General features: G+C 38.5%; 19 protein-coding genes and 1 pseudogene. 15 read left to right on the top strand and 5 right to left on the bottom strand.

Annotated features, from left to right (window positions below):
• The first annotated feature begins 105 nt into the window (after positions 1-105).
• The 5 genes from CUN59_RS07330 (at position 106) to CUN59_RS07310 (ending at position 4,906) form a co-directional block, all read left to right on the top strand.
• Positions 106-330 (top strand): ribbon-helix-helix domain-containing protein, encoded by a 225-nt coding sequence (locus CUN59_RS07330; protein ID WP_104387228.1) that lies wholly within the window; start codon positions 106-108, stop codon positions 328-330.
• Positions 317-655, top strand: coding sequence for a type II toxin-antitoxin system PemK/MazF family toxin (locus tag CUN59_RS07325; RefSeq protein ID WP_104387227.1), 339 nt, complete (start codon positions 317-319; stop codon positions 653-655). The genes CUN59_RS07330 and CUN59_RS07325 overlap by 14 nt, the downstream gene beginning before the upstream one ends.
• Before the next feature lie 241 nt (positions 656-896).
• Positions 897-1,433 carry a cytochrome C gene (locus CUN59_RS07320; protein ID WP_104387226.1) on the top strand — a complete coding sequence of 179 codons (537 nt, stop codon included), beginning with the start codon at positions 897-899 and terminating at the stop codon, positions 1,431-1,433.
• Positions 1,434-1,761: 328 nt separating this feature from the next.
• Positions 1,762-4,551, top strand: a complete 2,790-nt coding sequence (gene secA, locus CUN59_RS07315) for a preprotein translocase subunit SecA (protein WP_104387225.1) — start codon at positions 1,762-1,764, stop codon at positions 4,549-4,551.
• A 148-nt stretch (positions 4,552-4,699) separates the two neighbouring features.
• Entirely contained in the window at positions 4,700-4,906 is a 207-nt protein-coding gene (locus CUN59_RS07310) for a hypothetical protein (protein ID WP_104387224.1), read from the top strand.
• A gap of 86 nt (positions 4,907-4,992) precedes the next feature.
• On the opposite strand, the gene CUN59_RS21365 is transcribed toward CUN59_RS07310, so the two are convergent.
• On the bottom strand, positions 4,993-5,157 hold the full coding sequence (locus CUN59_RS21365; protein ID WP_165790170.1) for an AbrB/MazE/SpoVT family DNA-binding domain-containing protein: 165 nt from the start codon (positions 5,155-5,157) through the stop codon (positions 4,993-4,995).
• 89 nt (positions 5,158-5,246) lie between these two features.
• Here CUN59_RS21365 and CUN59_RS07305 point away from each other — a divergent pair, with 89 nt between their 5' ends.
• From CUN59_RS07305 to CUN59_RS07295, 3 genes and pseudogenes are all read left to right on the top strand, one after another.
• Complete coding sequence (locus CUN59_RS07305; RefSeq protein ID WP_104387223.1) at positions 5,247-5,444, top strand: hypothetical protein; 198 nt, start codon at positions 5,247-5,249, stop codon at positions 5,442-5,444.
• The gene (locus tag CUN59_RS07300) at positions 5,431-5,775 is read left to right on the top strand and encodes a type II toxin-antitoxin system PemK/MazF family toxin (protein ID WP_104387222.1); all 345 of its coding nucleotides are present in this window, start codon (positions 5,431-5,433) and stop codon (positions 5,773-5,775) included. Before CUN59_RS07305 ends, CUN59_RS07300 begins: the two co-directional genes overlap by 14 nt.
• A 232-nt stretch (positions 5,776-6,007) precedes the next feature.
• A pseudogene (locus CUN59_RS07295) lies at positions 6,008-6,172 on the top strand (zinc ribbon domain-containing protein); the annotation flags it as partial.
• Between the two features lie 71 nt (positions 6,173-6,243).
• On the opposite strand, the gene panB reads toward CUN59_RS07295, so the two are convergent.
• The 4 genes from panB to ppc form a co-directional block, all read right to left on the bottom strand.
• Positions 6,244-7,020 (bottom strand): 3-methyl-2-oxobutanoate hydroxymethyltransferase, encoded by a 777-nt coding sequence (panB, locus tag CUN59_RS07290; protein ID WP_104387221.1) that lies wholly within the window; start codon positions 7,018-7,020, stop codon positions 6,244-6,246.
• A gap of 116 nt (positions 7,021-7,136) precedes the next feature.
• Positions 7,137-8,210 carry a ligand-binding sensor domain-containing protein gene (locus CUN59_RS07285; RefSeq protein WP_104387229.1) on the bottom strand — a complete coding sequence of 358 codons (1,074 nt, stop codon included), beginning with the start codon at positions 8,208-8,210 and terminating at the stop codon, positions 7,137-7,139.
• Between the two features lie 135 nt (positions 8,211-8,345).
• Positions 8,346-8,600, bottom strand: coding sequence for a hypothetical protein (locus CUN59_RS07280; protein ID WP_104387220.1), 255 nt, complete (start codon positions 8,598-8,600; stop codon positions 8,346-8,348).
• Positions 8,601-8,789: 189 nt separating this feature from the next.
• Positions 8,790-11,810 (bottom strand): phosphoenolpyruvate carboxylase, encoded by a 3,021-nt coding sequence (gene ppc, locus CUN59_RS07275; RefSeq protein WP_104387219.1) that lies wholly within the window; start codon positions 11,808-11,810, stop codon positions 8,790-8,792.
• Positions 11,811-12,409: 599 nt separating this feature from the next.
• Here ppc and CUN59_RS07270 point away from each other — a divergent pair.
• From CUN59_RS07270 to CUN59_RS07240, 7 genes are all read left to right on the top strand, one after another.
• Positions 12,410-12,874 carry a hypothetical protein gene (locus CUN59_RS07270; protein WP_104387218.1) on the top strand — a complete coding sequence of 155 codons (465 nt, stop codon included), beginning with the start codon at positions 12,410-12,412 and terminating at the stop codon, positions 12,872-12,874.
• Positions 12,875-12,902: 28 nt separating this feature from the next.
• Positions 12,903-14,783 carry an ABC transporter ATP-binding protein gene (locus CUN59_RS07265; RefSeq protein WP_104387217.1) on the top strand — a complete coding sequence of 627 codons (1,881 nt, stop codon included), beginning with the start codon at positions 12,903-12,905 and terminating at the stop codon, positions 14,781-14,783.
• Positions 14,784-14,894: 111 nt separating this feature from the next.
• The gene (locus CUN59_RS07260; RefSeq protein ID WP_104387216.1) at positions 14,895-17,792 is read left to right on the top strand and encodes a DUF8741 domain-containing protein; all 2,898 of its coding nucleotides are present in this window, start codon (positions 14,895-14,897) and stop codon (positions 17,790-17,792) included.
• 432 nt (positions 17,793-18,224) lie between these two features.
• Positions 18,225-18,515, top strand: a complete 291-nt coding sequence (locus CUN59_RS21935) for a hypothetical protein (RefSeq protein WP_228036926.1) — start codon at positions 18,225-18,227, stop codon at positions 18,513-18,515.
• Entirely contained in the window at positions 18,512-18,910 is a 399-nt protein-coding gene (vapC, locus tag CUN59_RS07250) for a type II toxin-antitoxin system VapC family toxin (RefSeq protein ID WP_104387215.1), read from the top strand. Before CUN59_RS21935 ends, vapC begins: the two co-directional genes overlap by 4 nt.
• A 77-nt stretch (positions 18,911-18,987) precedes the next feature.
• Complete coding sequence (locus CUN59_RS07245) at positions 18,988-19,173, top strand: hypothetical protein (RefSeq protein ID WP_104387214.1); 186 nt, start codon at positions 18,988-18,990, stop codon at positions 19,171-19,173.
• 400 nt (positions 19,174-19,573) lie between these two features.
• Positions 19,574-23,560, top strand: a complete 3,987-nt coding sequence (locus tag CUN59_RS07240) for an Eco57I restriction-modification methylase domain-containing protein (protein WP_104387213.1) — start codon at positions 19,574-19,576, stop codon at positions 23,558-23,560.
• The last annotated feature ends 172 nt before the right edge of the window (positions 23,561-23,732 follow it).

The raw sequence follows: 23,732 nt of genomic DNA, 5'->3' as shown, positions 1-23,732 counted from the left end.
AGTCTTTTCGGGATTTAGCTCGAATAGTTAAATAGGAGGAAAATTACAGAATACTATTTATGCTACTCTAAGGTAAGAAGAAATAGATTAGTTAATGGTCATACCATGCAAACAGAAAAAATCTCAATTTCCTTACCAACATCTTTAATGCAGTTTGTAGAAAACTACAAAATGAATAAGGGATGTAAATCTCGTTCCCAAGTTATTGAATTAGCCTTATATTTATTGCGAAATCAAGAACTAGAACAAGCATATCGAGAAGCATCAGCAGAAAATGACCCAAATTGGGAAATAACTATTGGGGATGGACTCACAGATGAAACGTGGTGAAATTTACTTTGCTAATCTTAGCCCCTCTGTAGGTTCAGAAATGGATAAACGCCGTCCGGTGCTAATAGTCAGTAATGATGCTAATAACAACGCTGCTACTACGGTGACAATTTTACCCATTACTTCTGATATTACTCGTGTTTATCCCTTTGAAGTATTGCTAAATCCAGAAAATAGTGGTTTATCCAAATCTTCTAAAATTCAACCCCAGCAAATACGAACAATTTCTAAACAACGAATATCAGGAGATGCTATAGGTAATTTGAGTACAGAATTAATAGAATTGGTTAACGCAGCTATTAAATTACATTTGAATTTAGATTAAATGGCTCTTCCGTACTATCTACTAAATTAGTAGGTCTAATTATTAATCGCTTACGTCAAAGTGATGATGTTATGGAGGGAGAAATAGCTACCCAAAAGATTGAGGAAACGAAAGTAGCACTGTCTGAATTGGGGCTAAATAATGATGTCAGGACGGATATATAGAAGTCATACTTGATTTTGAACAATTATTAACGAACCACAAACGCACAGAAATTACAGAGAAAGAGGAAAAGCACTTTATGGCAAATTTTGTTAAACCCAAATCCCATCGTCGCCTTAAACGCCAACTACTGATCGTTATGTTGGTAATTTTTGGCTGGAGTGTAGCTATTGGCTTGATATTAGGATTAGCTACCAGCACCCACGCCGCAACTTCTGGGGACTCAGTAGGGACAGTTGACGTAGTACCTGCACAATACAAACTAGGACAGGAATTATATCTAGAAAACTGCTCAAGCTGCCATATAGCCCTACCGCCGGCTGTTTTCCCCACTCAAACTTGGCAAAATCTGCTGGAAGATTCCCAACACTACGGTGTACAAATCAAGCCTTTAGGTAAGATTCAACATCTTTTGGTCTCAAAATATCTTTTTACCTTTTCCCGTGTGCAACTACAAGACGAAACTACACCCTATCGGTTCAAAGACTCCCGTTATTTTCGAGCTTTGCATCCTAGTGTCAAATTACCTGATCCTATAAATATGGGTAGTTGTGTGAGTTGTCATATTGGGGCTGATAAGTATGATTTCCGTAGCCTTTCGCCAGAGTGGGAGTAGGAGGCACAGGAGCAGCGGTTCGGATCCCTTCGACTTCCCTCAGGGCAAGTCGCTCACCGACCGGGTCAGGGGAGTAGGAGGCAAGCGTCAACTGTCATCAGTCACCTATTCCCTTGGCAAAATGATACGATGAAACAGTTTCAATATTAAGATAATAGTTAAAACCAATCATTATATAAGAGTGGTTAGTTAGTTTGCATTCGGTTTTTGAGTCAATTCTCATTTTCCACCCATCCCTAAGCAAAACGGCTGGGTTAGATTAAACGTCTATAATCATATAGCCAAAGCTGAAATTTCCATTGCCCTCGATTTAACTCTATAAACTGCCATGCTAAAACTTTTGTTGGGCGATCCCAACGCTCGGAAACTGAAAAAATACGACCCTTACATTAAAGAAATTAATCTCTTAGAAGAAGACATTAAGCCGCTCTCGGATGAGCAGTTAAAAGATAAAACCGTCGAGTTTAAACAACGGCTGGCCAAGGGGGAAACCCTTGATGATATTTTGCCAGAAGCCTTTGCTGTGGTGCGGGAATCAGGACTGCGTGTATTAGGGTTGCGACATTTTGATGTACAACTATTAGGTGGTGTGATCCTCCATTCTGGGCAAATTGCCGAAATGAAAACCGGTGAAGGTAAAACTTTGGTAGCTACTTTACCGAGTTATTTAAATGCCCTCACTGGTAAAGGTGTTCACGTTATTACTGTTAACGATTACCTGGCACGTCGGGACGCGGAATGGATGGGACAGGTACACCGGTTCTTGGGGTTAAGTGTAGGGCTAATACAGTCTACTATGACCCCAACAGAGAGAAAGAAAAATTATGACTGTGATATTACTTATGTAACTAACAGTGAAATCGGTTTTGATTATCTACGGGATAATATGGCTACTTCCATGGCTGAAGTGGTGCAACGGCCATTTAATTATTGTGTTATTGACGAGGTAGATTCAATTTTAGTGGATGAGGCCAGAACTCCCTTAATTATTTCTGGTCAGGTGGAAAGACCCACAGAAAAATACCTGCAAGCGGCGGAAATTGCCTTTACCCTGAAAAAAGACGAACATTACGAAGTCAATGAAAAGGATCGTAACGTTCTTTTGAGTGATGAGGGTTTTGCAGAAGCGGAAAACCTCTTGGGTGTAACAGATTTATTTGACCCGGAAGACCCTTGGGCGCATTTTATGTTTAATGCGATTAAGGCTAAGGAATTGTTCCTCAAAGATGTGAATTATATTGTCCGTAATGATGAAGTTGTCATTGTGGATGAATTTACAGGTCGGGTATTGCCTGGACGGCGTTGGAGTGATGGTTTACACCAAGCTGTTGAGGCTAAGGAACACGTAGAAATTCAGCCAGAAACCCAAACTTTGGCAACTATCACCTATCAAAACCTGTTTTTGCTGTATCCCAAATTGGGAGGAATGACAGGAACAGCGAAGACTGAAGAGGTAGAATTTGAGAAGATTTATAAACGGGAAGTCACCATTATTCCTACCAACCGGATTAGAAAACGGGAAGACTTATCTGATATGGTGTTTAAAACCGAAGCAGGTAAGTGGCGAGCGATCGCTAGAGAATGTGCCGAAATGCACGAAAATGGTAGACCTGTGTTAGTGGGGACAACCAGCGTTGAAAAATCCGAATATCTGAGCGAATTGCTCAAACAAATGGAAATCCCCCACGAACTTCTCAACGCCCGACCGGAAAACGTAGAACGGGAAGCGGAAATTGTTGCCCAAGCTGGACGCAAGGGGGCGGTAACTATCGCCACTAACATGGCAGGACGGGGTACGGACATCATCTTGGGAGGTAACTCCGAGTATATGGCGCGGTTGAAACTACGGGAATACTTTATGCCCCGTATTGTCAGCCCTGAAGATGATGAATTTGCTATACAAAGGGCTTCGGGACTACCTATGGGTGGTAGTGGTGGCGGACAAGGCTTTATACCAGGGAAAAAGGTTAAATCTTGGCGGGCTTCCCCAGAAATTTTTCCCACCAATTTGACCAAAGAAACAGAACAGCTTTTGAAAGAGGCTGTAGAAGTGGCTGTCAAAGCTTACGGTGAAAGAAGTGTACCAGAATTGGAAGCAGAAGAAAAAATCGCCGTAGCCGCCGAAAAAGCCCCTACTGACGATGCTGTAATTCAGAAATTACGGGAAGCTTACCAGCGCATTAAACACGAGTATGAAGGATTTACCAGCCGCGAACATGATGAAGTGGTAGAAAGAGGCGGCTTGCACGTTATTGGTACAGAACGCCATGAATCACGGCGGATTGATAACCAGTTACGCGGACGGGCAGGTAGACAAGGCGACCCGGGAACAACAAGATTTTTCCTCAGTTTAGAGGATAACCTATTACGGATCTTTGGGGGCGATCGCGTTGCTGGCTTAATGAATGCTTTCCAAGTAGAGGAAGATATGCCCATTGAGTCGGGGATGTTAACCCGCAGCTTAGAGGGCGCACAGAAAAAAGTTGAAACCTATTACTACGACATCCGTAAACAGGTGTTTGAGTATGACGAGGTAATGAATAACCAACGTCGTGCTATCTATGCGGAACGTCGCCGGGTCTTGGAAGGTCAAGACCTCAAGGAACAGGTAATTAAATACGCTGAAAAAACGATGGATGACATCGTTGATTATTACATCAATCCTGATTTACCTTCGGAAGAATGGGAATTAGACAAATTGGTGGATAAGGTGAAGGAGTTTGTTTACCTCTTGGCTGATATGCAGTCTAGCCAATTGGAAGATATGGGGATGGCAGAAATTAAAGCCTTTCTCCATGAACAAGCCCGTATTGCTTATGATATGAAGGAAGCGCAAATTGACCAATTCCAACCCGGTTTGATGCGTCAAGCGGAACGTTTCTTTATTCTCCAACGCATAGATACTTTGTGGCGAGAACACTTGCAACAAATGGATGCTTTACGCGAGTCCGTTGGTTTGCGTGGTTATGGGCAAAAAGATCCGCTAATTGAATATAAGAGTGAGGGTTATGAGTTGTTCTTGGATATGATGGTAAATATCCGCCGGGATGTGGTTTATTCGCTGTTTATGTTCCAGCCTCAGCCTCAGTCAACTGTGCAGACTTCGGAGATGGTTTAGGTTTTTTCACGCTACAGACGCAGAGAGTCGTTTTCTGCGTCTTTTGTTTTAGGAGGATTGAACCACGAAGACACGAAGGAAGAGGAGGGAAGGCACAGAACATTGGATAAATGCGCTTAAAAATGTTCCTGAATCTGAAGAAAAAGAAATGATAAAAGCCTTTGCAGAATGGGCTGATGGTGATGCTATTGCTTTCCACATTGCATATAGTAATGAATATTTTTGTACACGCGATCAAGGTAAAAACGTAGGGCAAGGATCAGTTATGTCTAAAAAAAATCGTAAATGGTTAGAAGAAGACTATAGTATTAAATTCATTAGTCCTGAAGATTTAGAGAAAATTCTTACAGCATAAATTGCTATTCCTAGGAAGAATCCATCTTAATATATTTTTGAGGCTATTTCATTTTTATTTTCCGCCATTTCCATAAATGCTTTTTCTCAACCTTTTCTTACTTGTTTAACTGGGCGAATAATGCGATTATTTCCTTGAACTTCTATTTCTACTTTTGAGTTAATTCTTCTTTGTTTTAATAGTGTTTTAGGAATAAAAACACCTTGCGAATATCCGATTTTGACAATTTGGGTTTTAACAGCTTTGCTCATTGTTATGTGATTGAGTAAATATATTCACAATTGTAACACAAAAATATTATAATCATGTTATGCTATAAAAGTGTATGGAGAAAAGATCCATGACTACTTTAGTGAAAGAATTATTAAGCACATTTGATAGTTTACCAGAATCAGAAAGACTAGAAATGGCTGTGGAAATTTTAAAACGGGTTACAAATTTGGACTTTCCACCTTTATCCGATGAAGATTTAGTTTGCAATGCTGAGGAACTTTTTTTAGAATTAGATCAACAAGAAACAGACTATGAGTACCCCTAGACGTGGAGAAGTTTGGCTTGTTGATCTGGGTTACACCGCAAAAGTCAGACCATGTTTAATTATCAGTATTCCTGCTTTAGAACAAGACCGCGCATTAGCAACCTTAATTCCCCATACAACTAGCTCACGAGGTTCAAGATTTGAGGTGGAAGTCAAGGTAAACTTTTTGCGATCAGGAGTATTTGATGTTCAAAATATCATTACAATTCCTCATGCAAAATTAATCAGAAAATTGGGAGATTTAACACCAGATGAACTACTGGAAGTGGAAAAGATATTACTATTTTGGCTAGGATTTGAAAATCAGGACTCTCAAAGTAAGGATTACTAATAACATCCGACAAGAACTATGGAATTTCAAATCGAGGTAATGAGTGAAGGAATAAAACAAGATTGTGAAAGGCTAGATATTAATGAATGCTAATATAACGTTTCTTCGTTGCTGAAATACAAAATCATCTGCGTTTATCTGCGTCCATCTGCGTTTAATTATTACAACTTGTACCTTATATGAATGGTAATTACTATATAAATGAAAAAAATAGAATGGGCTGATATAATCTATTGCTGATAGATTTTATCCATCAAGTAAAACTTGCTCAAATTGTGGACACAAAAAAGAAAGTCTTTCTTTATCTGAAAGAACCTTTCATTGTGAAAACTGTGGTTTTAAGATGGATAAGGATCTAAATGCCGCAATTAATTTATCGCGTCTGGCTAAGGCGTGAAAGTCTACTGAGGGATAACTGCTCCCATGCTCCCGTTGAAGTAGAAAATAAAGTCTAGCTTTGTCTAGGTTTTATATAGCAGGAAACTTTCCTTCTCGCACCTCTATAGCGTAATCTTGTACAGCGTTGGTAATGGTTTCTCGTAAATTTGTATAAATTTTAGCAAATGGTGGTTGTTTTTCTGACAGTCCCAGAATATCAGAAGTGACTAAAACCTGACCATCACAGTCAGAACCTGCACCGATGCCGATGGTAGGAATACGGAGTTTTTGGGTAATTTGTAGCGCTAATTTGGTGGGAATATGTTCTAATACTATGGCAAAAACACCGGCTTGTTCCAGGGCGATCGCTTCATGCAAAATCCTCTCTCCCTGTGCCTGGGTTTTGCCCTGTTGTCGCAACCCTAACTGATGTATTGATTGAGGTGTTAACCCCACATGACCCATAACGGGAATCCCCGATTGGACTAATCGCGTAATGGTTTCTACTATTACCGGATAACCACCTTCTAATTTTACCGCTTGCGCTCCTGTTTCTTTCAGTACCCTGCCGGCGGAGTGCATAGCTTGGGAGATACTTTCTTGATAGGTCAAAAATGGTAAATCCACCACCACCAAGGCATTTTTCACCCCACGGCGCACAGCTTTAGCGTGATGAATCATTTCATCCAAAGTTATGGGTAAGGTAGTTTCATAACCCAGGATGACCGCAAGAGAATCACCAACCAAGATCAAGTCTACACCAGCCCCATCTAGAAGTTGAGCGATCGCATAATCCCAGGCCGTCAAAGCCACAATAGCCCGTCCCTGTTGTTTCCATTGAGTTAATAGTTGAGTAGTGATTGGCATAAATTAAAAATTAAAAGTTGGGAAAGGGAAAGAATTTTTCTGAATTTTCATTACTATTCCCTATTCCCTGTTCCCTATTCCCTGTTCCCTGTTCCCTATTCCCTATTCCCTGTTCCCTACTTAACATACCTACCAAAACCAAAATGAGGTTTAGCCTTACCGACCGAAGGCATTAACCAAGCTAAACCCTCCGTTGTTCCTACCCATAGTTTATTACCAACATCTGGTGCAATAGTTAAAACTCGACTAGAAGGAAGTCCGGTCACTTGGTCTAATACTGCTCCTGTATATGGGTTCAATCGTAGCAAACCATTGGTAGTCCCAACCCACACACTGCCATCTTTGGCAAATTTGATTGATGTCACATTGCGTCCGCGCAGTGGAGTTACAGACCGCAATACAATACCATTTTTTGGGTTAATTACTAATAATTGGTTTGGCATTCCCGCCCAAATTAATCCTTGGGGACTAATTGCCAAAGTTTGGACAGTTCCCCCTGGTAAATTTTCGATTCTCTTCATCAGCAAAGCACTAGCGGTATTGACTTTCACCAGTCCTTCTAGAGTACCCGCCCACAGTTGACCATCGGCATCTAAGATCATGGCGTTAACACTCACACCAGGCATATTTTTCACGGTGGTCATAATTAAACCTTGGTCGGGACTGACTAGAGTTAAACCAGCATCAGTTCCCACCCACAAGTAACCCCGCTTATCAATTAGCAGTGATAATACTCGTTTGGAAGGTAGTAATAAATTTTGGGCTGTAATTTGGCTAGTCTGGGGATCTATTCTCGTTAAACCTTCATAGTTCCCAACCCATAATCGTCCTACTTTATCTTGTGCTAAAGCACTAATGGCAATATTGGGTAAACTCACACGAGAAATCACTCTCCCTGTATTGGGGTCAATTCGTGATAGTCCCCGCCATGAACCCACCCAGAGATTACCTGTAAAATCTCCCAGTAAGTTACTAATCCGATAATCTACTTGTGTATCTGCGTCTTCTAATTCTCTATCCTTAGGTAAGGGTTTCTTAGGTTCTGGTGGAGGTGCTGCGGGATAGGTAGATGTAGAACTAGGTTGATTGACACTGGGATTGAGGTCTGGATTACCCGTATTATTTAGGTTTTGGGCTGTCGCTGGTGTTACTATCGTCGGTAAACCAATCAATCCCAGCAGTGTGGACATTATCAATAAATTAGTATATTTCGCAAATAAGGCCACGGTTATAATCCTTTCTAGTTACTTTTACTAAGCTGCTTGGATTTTATTGATACTAGCTGATTTGTGAATTATGATTGCTGACTGCTACTCTTCTATTACTTAATAACTCGATTTCCGTGTAATTAACCCACCCACAAACGCACCTAAAATTGTCCCTGTCCACAGTCCCGCCGTACCACCTTGCCAACTTGCTCCCGGTGAGATCAATGTTTGACACATTTGTTTGAATCCCCAAGACTGATTTTGACACTTTTGGCTATGCACCATCACCGTAATTTGTCCAGCGATGACAGCACTAAAAAATCCGCCAGCAAGTGCTAAACAGGTACAAAGTAAAATCTGTTTTTTGATCATGTTAATTAGGGTTTGCTGAAAAAGTTGTCTGTGAGGAGAGGGGAGAGGGAACAGGGAATGGGGGAATGGGGAATGGGGAATGGGGAATTAGGAAATTGTTTGAGGATCACCTATCACCAATAAAATAGGGGGAAAAAGGAAAAGTTTCGCCTTTTTCCTTTTTCCCTCTTACCAGTCAACTGTCAAGCATCAACCTGTATTTCTCATCCCTGCGGCAATTCCGTTAATGGTTAATAATGCACCTCTGAGTAATTCTCCTTTGCTGTAACGAGAGTGAATTACTCCGGTTGTGGCAGCATTTTTTGATTGACGCAGACGTTTGAGGAGGGAAACTTGGATAAATCCTAAAGGTACAATTGTCCCATTTCGTAATTGTACAGAACGCTGCAACACTGGATCACCATCTAATAATTTTTGGTGTCCAGTTATTTCGAGAACTAAATCTCTAGTGAGAAAGAATTCCCTAGAAATTTGCTCAAAAACTTTCTCAAATCGAGGTTTGTCTTCCGGGTTAGACAATTCATCAACATAATGACGTGCCATTTCAATATCTACTTTGGCTAAGGTCATTTCGGCTTTAGAAATCAGCATTTTAAAGAATGGCCATTTGATGTAGAAATAGCTCAATAATCTGATATTTTGTTCTGGTTCTTCGTTCAAAAATTCTTGTAAAGCTGTACCTACACCATACCAAGAAGGTAATAAAAAGCGGGTTTGTGTCCAGCTAAATACCCAAGGTATTGCTCTTAAACTAGTTAAATCTTTTTTACCAGATGGACGACGGGCTGGCCGAGAACTAATTTGCAGTTGGCTGATTTCTTCAATGGGGGTGACTTGGTGGAAGAAGTCAATGAAATCAGGTTGTTCATAAATTAGGTTACGATAGTGCTGACGCGACGTATGAGATAATTCTTCCATAATCTCATTCCAAGGTTCAATATCATCAAATCCTGTTCTTAGTAAACTGGCTTGAATTACTGCTGTGGTAATGGTTTCTAAATGATACAAAGCCAAATCTAACAAGGAGTATTTAGAGGCTAATACTTCCCCTTGTTCGGTAATTTTAATCCGTCCGCTAATGCTGTGACCTGGTTGGGCTAAAATCGCCTCATAGGCTGGGCCACCACCACGCCCCACAGAACCGCCGCGACCATGGAAAATCCGCAGATTTACACCGTAACCTTCGGCGATTTTCTGGAGTGATTTTTGAGCTTTATGAATTTCCCAGTTACTACTTAAAAAACCGGAGTCTTTATTACTATCGGAATATCCCAGCATTACTTCTTGTAAGTTAGGATTGAGGACGGCAATAGATGGGGTTGCCTGTTTTTCACTGGGGGAAGTCGAAGGGTTCATTGCGGCGTAGCCACCAGCCAGCATTGCCCGATATAAAGGCAATTCAAACAATTGCCGCATGACGCTTCTAGAGCGTTGTAAATCTTCTACGGTTTCAAATAAAGGAACGACGCGAATAGTTCCTACCGCAACCATGGGATCAAATAAACTTGATTCTTTGGCTAACAGTAAAACTTCGAGTACGTCGCTAACTTCGCGGCACATACTAATAATATAAGTTTGACAGATATTGATGCCAAATTCCTGTTGTAGCGATCGCAAAATGCGGAAAGTTTGAATTACATCATTGGTTTTTTCTGAAAATGGTAATTCAGCAGGAATCAATGGCCGCCGAGTTTGTAATTCTCCTGTTAACCAAGCTATTCTTTGTTCTTCTGATAATTCGTTGTATGGTTGAGGTAATAACTGCAAATATTCGAGAATCTCATTTAGGGCATCAGAATGACGAGATGATTCTTGACGAATATCTAATTGGGTCAGATTAAAGTCAAAGATTTCAACTTGACAAATTAGGTTTTCCAATTCTCGACAACTTAAACCTGTTTCTGTTAAGTTGCGTTTAATTAACAACAATTCTGCTAAGAATTCTGTACCAGAACGGTACATAGGTGCATCTTCATTAGTTGGTGTTTCCCGATTATATAAAGCCAAATTGCGATCGCGGGTGTTTTCCAACCGTCTGAGAATGTAAGATAATTTCAAACGATAAGGTTCTTGACGGAAACGCAATGCCAAATTATCATACACAGCACTTAACTGAGATTGATCTGACTCCAGAGATTCTAACAAATCTGGTAGCACATCACTCCAGTGCATAGACACACTTAATAAAGAAACTAGCTCTTTAACTGACTTAATATATCTCTCTAACACCATTTTCCGCTGATAACAAGCGGTTTTCCAAGTTACTTCCGGTGTCACCGAAGGATTACCATCTCTATCTGAACCTACCCAAGAACCAAAGGAACAAAAATTTGTTGTTGGTGGTTGCAACCAGGGAAAAGTTTCTCCTAGGGAGTATTTAAAGCGTTTGTATAGTTGCGTAATTCCATCAAATAGCACCTCTTGGAAATAGTGAAGGGCATAGTCTACTTCATCTAAAACCGACGGTTTAAACTGATGCAACTCATCAGTACGCCACCACAAGCGAATTTCTTCCAGTAATCTTTCCTTTATTTCTAAGGTTTCCCAAGTATAGCTACTGGTGCGGGTTTGCGCTTCATCCATTTTTTGTAACAGATGTACCACCTGACGCTGTTTATCCCGGATAGTATGACGGACAATTTCCGTCGGGTGTGCAGTGAAAACTAACCGGATATCCAGTTGAGAAATGAGACGTTGAATTTGTTGCGGTGGCACATTTAATTGAAATAATAGGGGAAATAAAGCCGCAAAAGTGCCTTTCTGCTGAATTTCCGTAGTCATTAAGTCGCTACCTGTTTTTTTAGTAGCAGGTAAATCTTCTTCCCGTTGGTTGGTAGCATAAATGATACTGGGAAACACGCTCTGATCCGATTCATCCGCGTACCGACTTAATTGCTGCTTTTGCTCATATTCCTGTTCAATAATATTAATTAACTGAAAATAAAGCGCAAAAGCACGCGCTGCGCGAATGGCTTCATTAATATTCAATTGTTCAATCAATTCTACAGCATATGCAGCTTGGTCATTTCTAGCTTGTCCTTCAGGGGAACATAAATCGCGGAGTTGACGCAAAAGATCTACCATCTCTTGACCGCATTCTTGCCGCAAAACCGTTTCCCACAATTCCTCTACTACCTGTAGACGATGACGTAAGAATAATTCTGGGTGCAGCATTGGAAAATCAATATTTTCAGCTTTCATACCTTTCATAATACTCATAAGATATTCAAAATGCCTAATCTACCTTGTTTGAGCATCCAATATCAAGCTTTTAGCTTTTTTTAGGGGCTACTCACAAGCTACTCATTTTACTTTTAACTGCTTTTGCATCATTTTCAGTAGGAACAGCGAAATTAAAAAATAAATTGCAAATTGTTAATTTGTAGGACTGTGATTTTCGTTGTAACTTAAGGGACTTGCAATTAAAAAAATACCCAAAAATTTCTTGGAGTGCAGGCCAAAAAGCCCGCTAATCATTAAGGACGGGCAGGAATTGCGTGGCGTTAGCCATAGTATGCCCATCCCACAAAATTGGGTAATTTATTTTTTGGTGTTCCCTTTGACAAAGATTTTATCAATTTCAGTGTAAAAACTCAAGATTTAATTGTAAGGTTTTAAACAAATTATAGTATAAGTAGCTGTTGACGGCATAATATCCCCAACTTCTTTGATTGATTGTGTCCATAAATGATAAATTGATTGCAGAAGTCAGGGTTCTGCGTATAAACGAGTTTTATGGCTAAACACCTACGAGAATATTAACTTTTGACTTCTGAACTCCTGAACTCTTGAACTCCTGACTTGGCTCTATGAATAAATTATTAGATGAAGCCCTATCCTATGAAATAGCCAAAACCATCAAAAGCAAAGCCAAAAAACCTTTTGATAATGCCTATAAAGCTGCTTTAGTAACTGAAGGCTCAAAGTATGTTCAAGGCTTTTTAGTATTCGGGGGTCAACCATATAAACCTGTTGAACATGGTTGGATTGAAGTTAATGATGTGATTATAGATCCCACACTTCCTTATCTGCAAAAAAATCACCAGGAACTTTACTATTTTCCTGCCCAAACTCTCAGCGTCAAAAAGTTAAAAGCCATTATTGAAGAATCTAAGGAAGATTATCCAGAGGATGATCCTTTACCTATTTATGGTGAAGCACCTTATGATTATTATGGTGATGTTATGTTGGGAGGTTTAGAGTATTTGACAGCCCATCAAGCAGCACTGGCAAAATGTCAAGAAATCAATGGCTTAAATTCTGAAAAAAATTAGTATCCCAGGGCAGAATTAAAAATTATTTATGAGCATCTTCCCATCTCCGCGTAAATCCAAGTCAGAATACCGTCGTCGAGAAAATGACTGGCGGTTATTTTTACGCCTAGTCCCCTATGGTCGTCGTCATGGTCAACTATTGGCAATATCTATGTTGCTGCTTGTACCTATAGCTATTTCTAATGCTATCAGACCGATGTTAGTAGGACAGGCAATTTCTTTAATTCGTCAAGAACCTAGTACATATAAATTTTTACAAAGTTTGCCCCTATGGCAAGGTTTAAATATTGTTTTAGGAGTGTTACTAGTAGCAACTGCTATGCGGTTATTATTAACAGGTGTCCAAGGGTATTTAGTACAAAAACTAGGGCAAAAAATCACAGCAGATATTCGTAAGGATTTATTTCATCATGTTACATCCTTAGCTGTGCGGTTTTTTGATCGTACACCTGTAGGTAAATTAATTACTCGCCTAACTAATGATGTGGAAAGTTTAGGAGATGTTTTTTCTACTGGGGCTGTAGGCATTATTTCTGATTTACTATCTATGGTAGTAATTGTTGGCTTGATGTTTTCTATTCAATGGCAACTAGCTGGTTTGTTAATATTGATTCTTTTGCCAGTAACTTGGTTGATGATTTATTTTCAACAGCAATATCGAGAGGCTAATTATAAAACCAGAGAAGAACTTTCTAAACTTAATTCCCAATTACAAGAAAATATTGTCGGCATTAATGTAGTTCAGTTATTCCGCCGAGAAAAATTTAATTCCGAGTTATTTCGGGCAACTAATAAAACCTATGTTAAGGAAGTTGATACAAGTATTTTGTATGATTCAGCCATTTCTGGAACTTTGGAATGGGTGGGTTTAGTGGCTATTGCTGCGGTTTTATGGTTAGGTGGATGGCTGTTATCAGGTGACAAAATAACTTTTGGGATTTTATCAGCATTTATTTTATATGCCCAACAATTTTTTGACCCCTTACGCAATTTTGCGGAAAAGTTTACAGTCATTCAATCGGGTTTTACAGCGATTGAAAGAGTAGTTGATATTTTAGATGAACCTATCGAAATTAAAGATAGTTCCCAACTTCAATGCACAAGTTTAGATTTTGAATTTGGCTATATTGATGAGATAGCTGCTAAACTAGCATCTCAAGATTTTACCCCTACTCTTGCCTTGGGAGAAATTAAGTTTGAAAATGTTTCCTTTGCTTATAAAGATGATGATTATGTAATTAAAAATTTGGATTTTACCATTCATCCTGGGGAAAAAATTGCTTTAGTCGGTCCCACAGGTGCGGGTAAAAGTTCTATTATTCGGTTGTTGTGTCGTCTTTATGATCCAACTCAAGGAAGAATTCTCATTGATGGTGTTGATATCCGCGAGATTACCCAAACGGAATTACGACGTTATATGGGGGTGATTTTACAGGAGGCTTTTTTGTTTGCGGGTGATGTCAAAGGTAATATTACTTTAGGTGATAATTACAGTTTTGCGGAAATTGAACAAGCAGCAGAAAAAACCAATGTAGGGACGTTTATTAACCAATTACCCCAAGGTTATGATACTCAGTTACGAGCCAGGGGGACAAATATCTCTAGTGGACAAAAACAGCTTTTAGCATTTGCCCGGGCGGCTATTCGTAACCCGCAAATTTTGGTATTAGATGAAGCTACAGCCAGTTTAGATGTGGGTACGGAGGCTTTAGTTCAGGAGGCTTTAAATAAGTTGCTAGTACAACGGACATCAATTATTATCGCTCACCGTCTCTCAACAATTCGTAATGTGGATCGGATTTTTGTATTGAAGCGGGGAGAGTTAATTGAACAGGGAAGTCATGAAGAATTGTTACAACAAGAAGGATTTTATGCCACTTTACACAATTTGCAAATGTTAGGTACTTAGCCTTATGCTATATTACCCTTAGAGGTTTCGCCATTTAATTACTGTATTTCATCTTAGCGCCTGCCGATTTTACTGAGTTTACACTGCTAACTTTGCCAACACAGCAAGACTATGACAGATACATTAAATTACACCCCTGGTTCTATGGTCACCTGTCGTAGTCGCCAATGGGTAATATTACCAGATGAAAACCCAGACTTGATCCGCCTCCGTCCCTTGAGTGGTAACGAAGAGGAAATTATTGGTATTTTTCGGCACTTAAACCTAGAAACCCTAGAAGCGGCTACCTTTCCTCACCCCACTGCCGACAATATAAAAGACCACAGCACAGCTTTATTATTGATGGATGCCGCACGACATTTATTACGTAGTGGGGCGGGTCCTTTTCGCTGTTTGGGTAGGCTGTCTTTGCGTCCTCGTCCCTATCAATTAGTCCCATTGTTAATGGCTTTAAGATTGGAAACGGTCAGGTTATTAATTGCTGATGATGTGGGTATTGGTAAAACCGTTGAAGCTGGTTTAATTGTGAGGGAATTATTAGACAGGGGAGAAATTGCCAGAATTGCTGTATTGTGTCCTCCCCATTTATGTGATCAATGGCAACAAGAATTAAGAGAAAAATTCCATATTGATGCTGTAGTGATCCGTTCTGGTACAGCTTCTAAATTAGAACGGGCAATACCTAATGGTTCTCATATTTTTAGCTATTATCGTCATATAATTGTGAGTTTGGATTATGCCAAATCAGAACGGCGAAAAGCTAGTTTTATCGCCCATTGCCCAGATTTTGTGATTGTAGATGAGGCGCATACTTGTACCCGTTCTAGTAATAAGGGTACATCCCAACAACAACGCCATCAATTAATTACTGAAACAGCGGAAAAAACCTCCCGCCATTTATTATTACTGACTGCTACCCCCCATAGTGGAATTGAGGAATCTTTTTTATCTTTATTGGGTTTATTAAAACCAGAGTTTGCTAATTTGACTTTGGATAAACTCACAGAAACAGAACGAGATAATTTAGCCGGTCATTTTATCCAACGACGACGTGCAGATGTCAAACTCTGGTTAGGTAATGAAACACCTTTTCCAGAACGTCAATCTGATGAAGAACCCTATAAATTATCTAAGGAATATAAAGAACTATTTGAGGAAGTTTATAATTTTGCCCGGGGGTTAGTAAAAACTACTACCGTAGATATGACCTATGCCCAACGTCGAGGGCGTTATTGGTCAGCTTTAGCTTTGATTCGCTGTGTGATGTCTTCCCCTGCTGCGGCGATCGCTACTTTAAACCGCAGTTTAAGTCGGGAGTTGGGGGAAATGCGGGAGTTGGGAGTTGGGAGTCGGGAGTTGGAAACTACCAATTACGAATTATTTAGTTCCTATGTTTATGATCCGACGGACTTGGAACAAGCGGTAGATGCTGCACCCACTGTAGTTATAGAACAGGGACAGCAAAGTTATGGGGAAGGGGATAAACGTAAACTGCGGAGTTTTATTCAAGTTGCAGAAAAGTTACAGGGGAATAAAGACCAAAAATTACAAACTTGTACTATTTATGTGCAGAACCTCTTAGCAAATAATCATCACCCCATTATCTGGTGTCGTTATATTGCTACAGCTAATTATGTAACTGAGAATTTAAGGCAGAAGTTAGAAAAGAAAGGTTCTCAAATTCGGGTAATTGCTATTACTGGGGAACAGTCGGAAGATGAGCGAGAAATTAGATTAAATGAGTTAAAATCCTATCCCCAAAGAATATTAGTTGCTACTGATTGTTTAAGTGAAGGGATAAATTTACAATCTCATTTTAGTGCAGTTATTCATTATGATTTACCTTGGAATCCCAACCGTTTAGAACAACGAGAAGGGAGAATTGACCGTTATGGACAAATAGCAACTCAGGTGAAAAGTTGTTTACTTTATGGTCAAGATAATCCTGTGGATGGGGCGGTTTTAGAAGTTTTAATTCGTAAAGCGGTACAAATACATAAAACTCTGGGAATTACCGTTCCTGTACCCATGGATAGTACCACCGTTTCTGAGGCAGTGTTTAAGTCCTTATTTGATAAAAGTACGGATGCACAACAGTTATCTTTATTAGATTTATTAGATGATGAATCTGCAGTTGAACAGGTGCATAAACAATGGGATAAAGCGGTGGAACGGGAGAAAATCAGCCGGACTCGTTTTGCACAAAGAGGAATTAAACCTACAGAAGTTGAACAGGAGTTATTAGAATCTGATGAAATTTTAGGTAGTGAAAAAGATGTAGAAAGGTTTGTGAAGAATGCTTGTGAAAAGTTAAATTGTGGTTTGATTGAGAAAAAGCAAGGATGGTTATTACCATCAATTCCCAGTTTTTTACAACCCATTTTAGGTAATGAAAAACGTCTCATTACTTTTACCACTCCTGCACCGTTTGAGGTGGAATATATAGGGCGAAATCATCCTTTGGTTGAAGGTTTAGCACGGCATATTTTAGAGGTGGCTTTACTGAATAATCAAAATAATTTAGTTGCTAGATGTGGTTTTACTATTACGGATACCGTGAGTAAACGGACTACTTTATTATTATTCAGATTGCGACATTTATTAAAACAAAAAGTTAGTCATCGTAAGTTAAGTGAAAGTGAAATTTCCAGAAAGCGCAATTACGAACTATTGGGAGAAGAATGTGTAGTAATTGGGTTTACAGGTCCACCCTCTAACCCAGTTTGGTTAGCACCACAGGAAGCCAAAGCTTTGTTAGAACAAGCTAACTCTGTGAGGGATGCTATTAACCCTAAACAGGAAATTGAGGATTTTTTAAATTCTTTTGACGAGTTAACAGCAGATTTAGAAAAGTTTGCAAAAGAGCGATCGCTCTCCCTATCCCAATCTCATCAACGAGTACGGGCAATTACTCAGGAGAACAGGGTTCAGGTAATACCACAATTACCGATGGATTTATTAGGTGTGTACATCTTGCAAGCAGGGAAACCTAGATCCCGGACTTCTTAAAGAAGTCCGGGATCTGAGTCCAAGGAATTAGGATGTACAGGATTGATAAGATCCCCGACTTCTTTGATTAATTGTATTCGGAAAGGATAAATCTATCTTAGAAGTCGGGGATCTGGCTGGGTATGAACAAGCGCTATGGCTGAATACTTACGTTATTTGAATATTTTTTGTGTGGTGTTTGGTAATTGTTAATTGTCAGAATCAGGATAACCGGGATTATAGGATTTTCAAGATGTTATTTGGAAATTATCAAATATGAAAAGATTAAATTATGTTAAAAAGATTATTTGATTAAGCAATTTATTAGTATAATTATTTAAACATCAAAAACTTCACTCTCAAATTACTACAAAAAATATCCTGTAAATCCTCAAATCCTCAACATCCTGATATGGCTAACGCCACGCTATCAGACAAAAATTATTCTAGCTTATGGATACCGAATTAGAACAAAAAATCTATCGCACACTTATAGACAACTTACCTAATGATGATAACTTTATCAATGTTGTCAATAACTTACTGACTCTAATCGAAAGAGGTTGTAGTGAAAAAGCTGCATATCATAATCAACCCCTACCAAATGAACAGTTTAATTACTGGAATAGTTTTCAACAAGAAATACATCATTTAAAGATACTAAAGCAGCAAGAAAAAATTAAAGCCTATAGAGGAAAACTGAAATGGGAAGATAATTTAGAAGAAATGAGAACAAATGGATGATTATTGTAGATTCAAGCGTATGGATAGACTATTTTAATGGTGTAGAAACACCAGAAAGCAATAAATTAGATACACTGTTAGGGGTAGAACAAATTGCTATTGGTGATTTAATTTTGACTGAAGTTTTACAAGGTTTTCGTTCAGATGAGGGATATCAAACAGCAAAAGAATTACTAACTTCTCTACAGATTTTTGAGATGTTAGGATTAAATATTGCTATCAAAAGTGTTGATAACTATAGATTTCTTCGGAAAAGAGGTATTACTATTCGCAAAACTGCTGATGTAATTATTGCTACTTTTTGTATTGAAAACCAAAACCAGCTTTTATTTAGTGATAAGGATTTTATCCCTTTTGTTAATCATCTTGGTTTAATTCAAGTTTCAACATCTTGAAATCACCAAATTACAAAAAAAGAAAACAATAAACTAATTGGTTCTATAAAGAAGAACTCGTTGCAGAAATTGAAACCATGACAGAAGCAGAAATAGCAGAATTGCTAAAGATGGTGAAAAACATGAAAATTAAAAAAGCAAAACCTCCTCAACGTCCAGGTTCAGGTAAATCAATTTTACGCCATGCTGGTAAATGGCAGGGTGATGATCTTAAAGATTGTTTAAAAGCAGTTTATGATTCCCGTGGAGTAGCAGAATTTTAGTAAAATAATTCAATAATCTTAATATCTTATTTTATGTATTTACTTGATACTAACCATTGTAAAGATAAACCTATCTTAGAAGTCGGGGATCTGGCTGGGTATGAAAAATATAGATTTGAAGATGATAGACAATAAATGAATGTAAATATTTTTATATTATCTGCTTTTATGAGTTGACTATTGGTTTACCTGTATTTTAGAGTATATATTTAGGACTTACGTAAGATGTGGCTGAACACCTTATTCTTGCGTAGGGGTAATTCATGAATTACCCCTACTTTCGGTTCTTTTTGCGTAAGTCCTGATATTCACAGACAATTTACTAAAAACAGCCTGTAATCCTTAAATCCTGGACAGTATCTCGACTTTGCTTGAGAATTACCTGATTCAGCCAAATATTATGATTGGTATTCAATTTGAAGGCAACTTACTCGCACCTGATATTACCACCGAACTATTAACAGGTAATATCAAAGGACAAACATCGGCGGATTTTGGGTTATCAAAAACTGATAAACTTGAAGATGAAATTGCGATCGCCTGGGGTGATATTAAAGTTTATTGGGTAGCGTTCCAACGTCAATTAGAAAGATTAAACCTTGAAGATACAGCTACCAGCGTTACCCGTGAAATGTGGGCTGTTCCTTTATTACGTAGTCTTGGTTACACGCCCTTATATACCCCAAAAGCTGAAGTAGTAGAAGGACAAACCTATGCGATCTCCCATCGTGCAGTACCGTCTGGAGTTGGGAGTCAAGAGTCGGAAATTACAATTTACCCACCTATACATATTATTGGTTGTCGTCTGGATATTGATAAACGCCCTCCTAGTGGTACACCTCGGTTATCAGCACACGCTTTAGTACAGGAATACCTCAACAAAACCGAGCATCTTTGGGCTATAACTACTAATGGTTTACGTTGGCGGTTATTGCGTGATTCCTCTTTGATGACTCGCCTTACTTATATCGAATTTGACCTAGAGCAGATTCTTAATGGTGAAAACTTTGCCGAATTTGGTCTATTTTATCGGCTTTTCCACCGTTCCCGTTTACCAGAAACTACGGATGACGCGGATAAATGCCTATTAGAATATTACCATCAAGAGAGTCTGCAACAAGGGGGAAGGGTACGCGACAGACTGCGCGACGGAGTAGAACAAGCATTAATACTGTTAGGAAACGGCTTTTTACAGTATTATTCATCAGATCCCGGACTTCTTAGAGAAGTCCGGGATCTTGGGAGTCGGGATCTCACCTATTACCGACAATTATTAAGATTAATCTACCGTCTCTTATTCTTAATGGTGGCAGAATCTCGCAATTTATTATTAATAGGAGAAGACCCAGAAAAAGCGAGAATTTATCTTGAATATTATAGTATAGAAAGACTAAGGGAATTAGCAGAACGTCCCCGCTATCGTCGGGAAGGTTTTCAAGATATTTGGCAAGGTTTACGAGTCACATTTAAATTATTTGATGAAAATTGGCGCGGACAAATATTAGGTTTATCGCCTTTAAATGGTGATTTATTTGGTTCACAAACCTTGACAGATTTAGATAATTGTGGTATTGATAACTATGATTTATTAACCGCCATTCGTTGTTTATCTTTGTATGAAGATAAAGGACACTTCGGCAAGCTCAGTGCATCGCAAACACGCCGGGTAAATTATGCAGCTTTAGATGTAGAAGAATTGGGGAGTGTCTATGAAAGTTTATTAGATTTTCACCCCCAAATTACCAATAATCAAGGCATATATGAATTTAATTTAGTCTTTGGCAGTGATAGAAAAACCACAGGTTCTTATTACACCCCTCCCCAACTAGTCCAACAGTTAATTAAAACCGCATTAGAACCAGTTATTGAAGAGAAATTACGGGAGTCGGGGAATAATAGGGAATCTGAAATTACGAATTATGAAAAAGCGTTATTAAGTATAAAAGTCATAGATCCTGCTTGTGGTTCAGGTCATTTTTTATTAGCAGCAGCACGACGCATAGGTAAAGAATTAGCAAAAGTCAGAACCGGGGAATCTCAACCAGCACCCGAACCTTTACGTCAAGCGGTGCGTGACGTGATTCAAAATTGTATTTATGGGGTAGATTTGAACCCTTTGGCAGTAGATTTGTGTAAAGTTGCCTTATGGATAGAAGGTTTTGCCACAGGTAAACCATTGAACTTTTTAGATCATCGGATAAAATGCGGTAATTCTCTAGTTGGTGTTTTAGATTTAGATTGTTTAGATGCAGGTATTCCTGATGATGCTTTCAAAGCAGTGACAGGTGATGATAAAAAGTCAGCCGCTAATTTGAAAAAGCGGAATAAAAAAGAACGGGAAACCCAAGGACAATTATCTATTTTTGAAACTTCTGCTAATGATAGTTACATTTTTGCCAAGTTATGGCAAGAATTAGCCGACTTTTCAGAAAATACACCCCAGGAAGTTAAAGAAAAAGAGAGAAAATATCAAGATAATCTTTTAGATAATCATTGGTGGTTGAAAAAAGCAGCTTGTAATTTATGGACTGCCGCATTTTTCATGTATTTAACTGAACATAATTTACAGTTATTACCAACAACAGAAACTTTAAATCGCTTAAAACGGGAGTTAGTGCAAAAGGTTCTTAATTCAGATTCTAATTATGAATTGTGGGTTACTAATTACGAATTACAAGGGTTAATTGATGCTGCGAATAAGTTAGCACAGGAAAAATATTTCTTTCATTGGCCTTTAGAGTTTCCAGAAGTATTTGAAAATGGCGGTTTTAGTTGTGTTTTAGGTAATCCTCCTTGGGAAAGAATTAAGTTACAAGAAAAGGAGTTTTTCGCTTCTCGCAGTTTAGAAATTGCCAACGCACAAAATAAAGCAGCGCGGGAAAAGTTGATTAAGGAATTACCTAAAAAAAATCCTGTTTTAGCGCAAGCTTTTGAGGATGCTAAACATGATGCAGAAGCACAAAGTAAGTTTATTCGGGAAGGTGGGAGATTTCCCTTAACTGCTGTGGGTGATATTAATACTTATGCTGTGTTTGCGGAAACTACCAGATGTTTAATTAGTGATCATGGTAGGGTTGGGGTAATTGTTCCTACGGGTATCGCAACTGATGATACTTGTAAACGGTTTTTTGGTGATCTAATTCAAAAGCAGAATTTAGCAAGTTTGTATGATTTTGAAAATAGAGAAAAATTATTTACTGCTGTAGATAGCAGAATAAAATTTTCTTTACTTGCTTTGAGTGGTAAACCAATTAAACGGGGTAATTTTGCATTTTTCGTCACTCAACCTAAACAATTAGAAAATCAAACGCGGTTATTTCAACTTTCACCTCAAGATATTGCATTAATTAATCCTAATACTCTTACTTGTCCAGTTTTTAGAACTAGCAAAGATGCGGAATTAACTAAAAAGATATATCAAAATAATGAAATAATTTTATCAGAATCACAACAAAATAGTCATACTTTCAAAATAACCAGAATGTTTGATATGAATAAACAAATTAGTTTATTTGAATCATCAGAAGATATATCAAAAATAGGGATTCAAGATCAATGTGGGTATATTTATGCTAATGAAAATAAATATTTGCCATTGGTTGATGGTAAAAGTTTTGACACTTATGATCATAGATATGCAACACAAAAAATTAATAAAAATGCTCAGATTAGAACAGGTATTGCTGAAGATATAACGCTTGAACAACATCAAAATATTAACTTTATACCAGAAAAATTATTATATATTAATGAAAAATTGGTTGATCAATGGTCAAATGGGCGTTTAAATCGAAAATGGATTCTTGCTTTAATGAATGTCACAAGTAGTACAAACCATAGAACTGTAATCGCTTCATTACTTCCTGATGTAGCTACAGATTATTCTGTTCGTATTGTAATTTTTGATCAACCTAATGCTGTTTATGCAGCTTGTTTATTAGGTTTATTTAATTCTATAATCTTTGATTATATTACCCGTCAAAAAATACAAGGACTTAATCTATCAGATTATATTACTTATCAATTAGCTGTTCCTTCAAAAGAAAAATTATTAAATAGTCAAGAATATATCACCCCCCGCGTCCTCGAATTAGTGTACACATCCTGGGATATGCAACCCTTCGCGCAAGACATGGGATACAACAGAGAACCCTTCATTTGGAATCCTAACAAACGCGCATTAATCAGAGCAGAATTAGACGCATATTACGCCAAACTTTATGGATTAACACGTGATGAACTGAGATATATATTAGATCCTGCGGATGTGTATGGTGCAGAATTTCCCAGTGAAACATTTAGAGTATTAAAGAACAATGAAATCAAACAATATGGAGAATATAGAACCCAAAGATTAGTATTAGAAGCCTGGGATAGAATCAAATAAAAACCTGAATAAGATAAGATCCCGGACTTCTCAAAGAAGTCCGGGATCTGAACACCTCACCACAAGATCACCACAAGATCCCGGACTTCTCAAAGAAGTCCGGGATCTAAACACCCCACCACAAGATCCCGGACTTCTCAAAGAAGTCCGGGATCTGAACACCCCACCACAA

The organism is Cuspidothrix issatschenkoi CHARLIE-1 (assembly GCF_002934005.1).
GTDB lineage: Bacteria > Cyanobacteriota > Cyanobacteriia > Cyanobacteriales > Nostocaceae > Cuspidothrix > Cuspidothrix issatschenkoi.
This window is presented reverse-complemented; position numbering and strand designations above follow the sequence as displayed.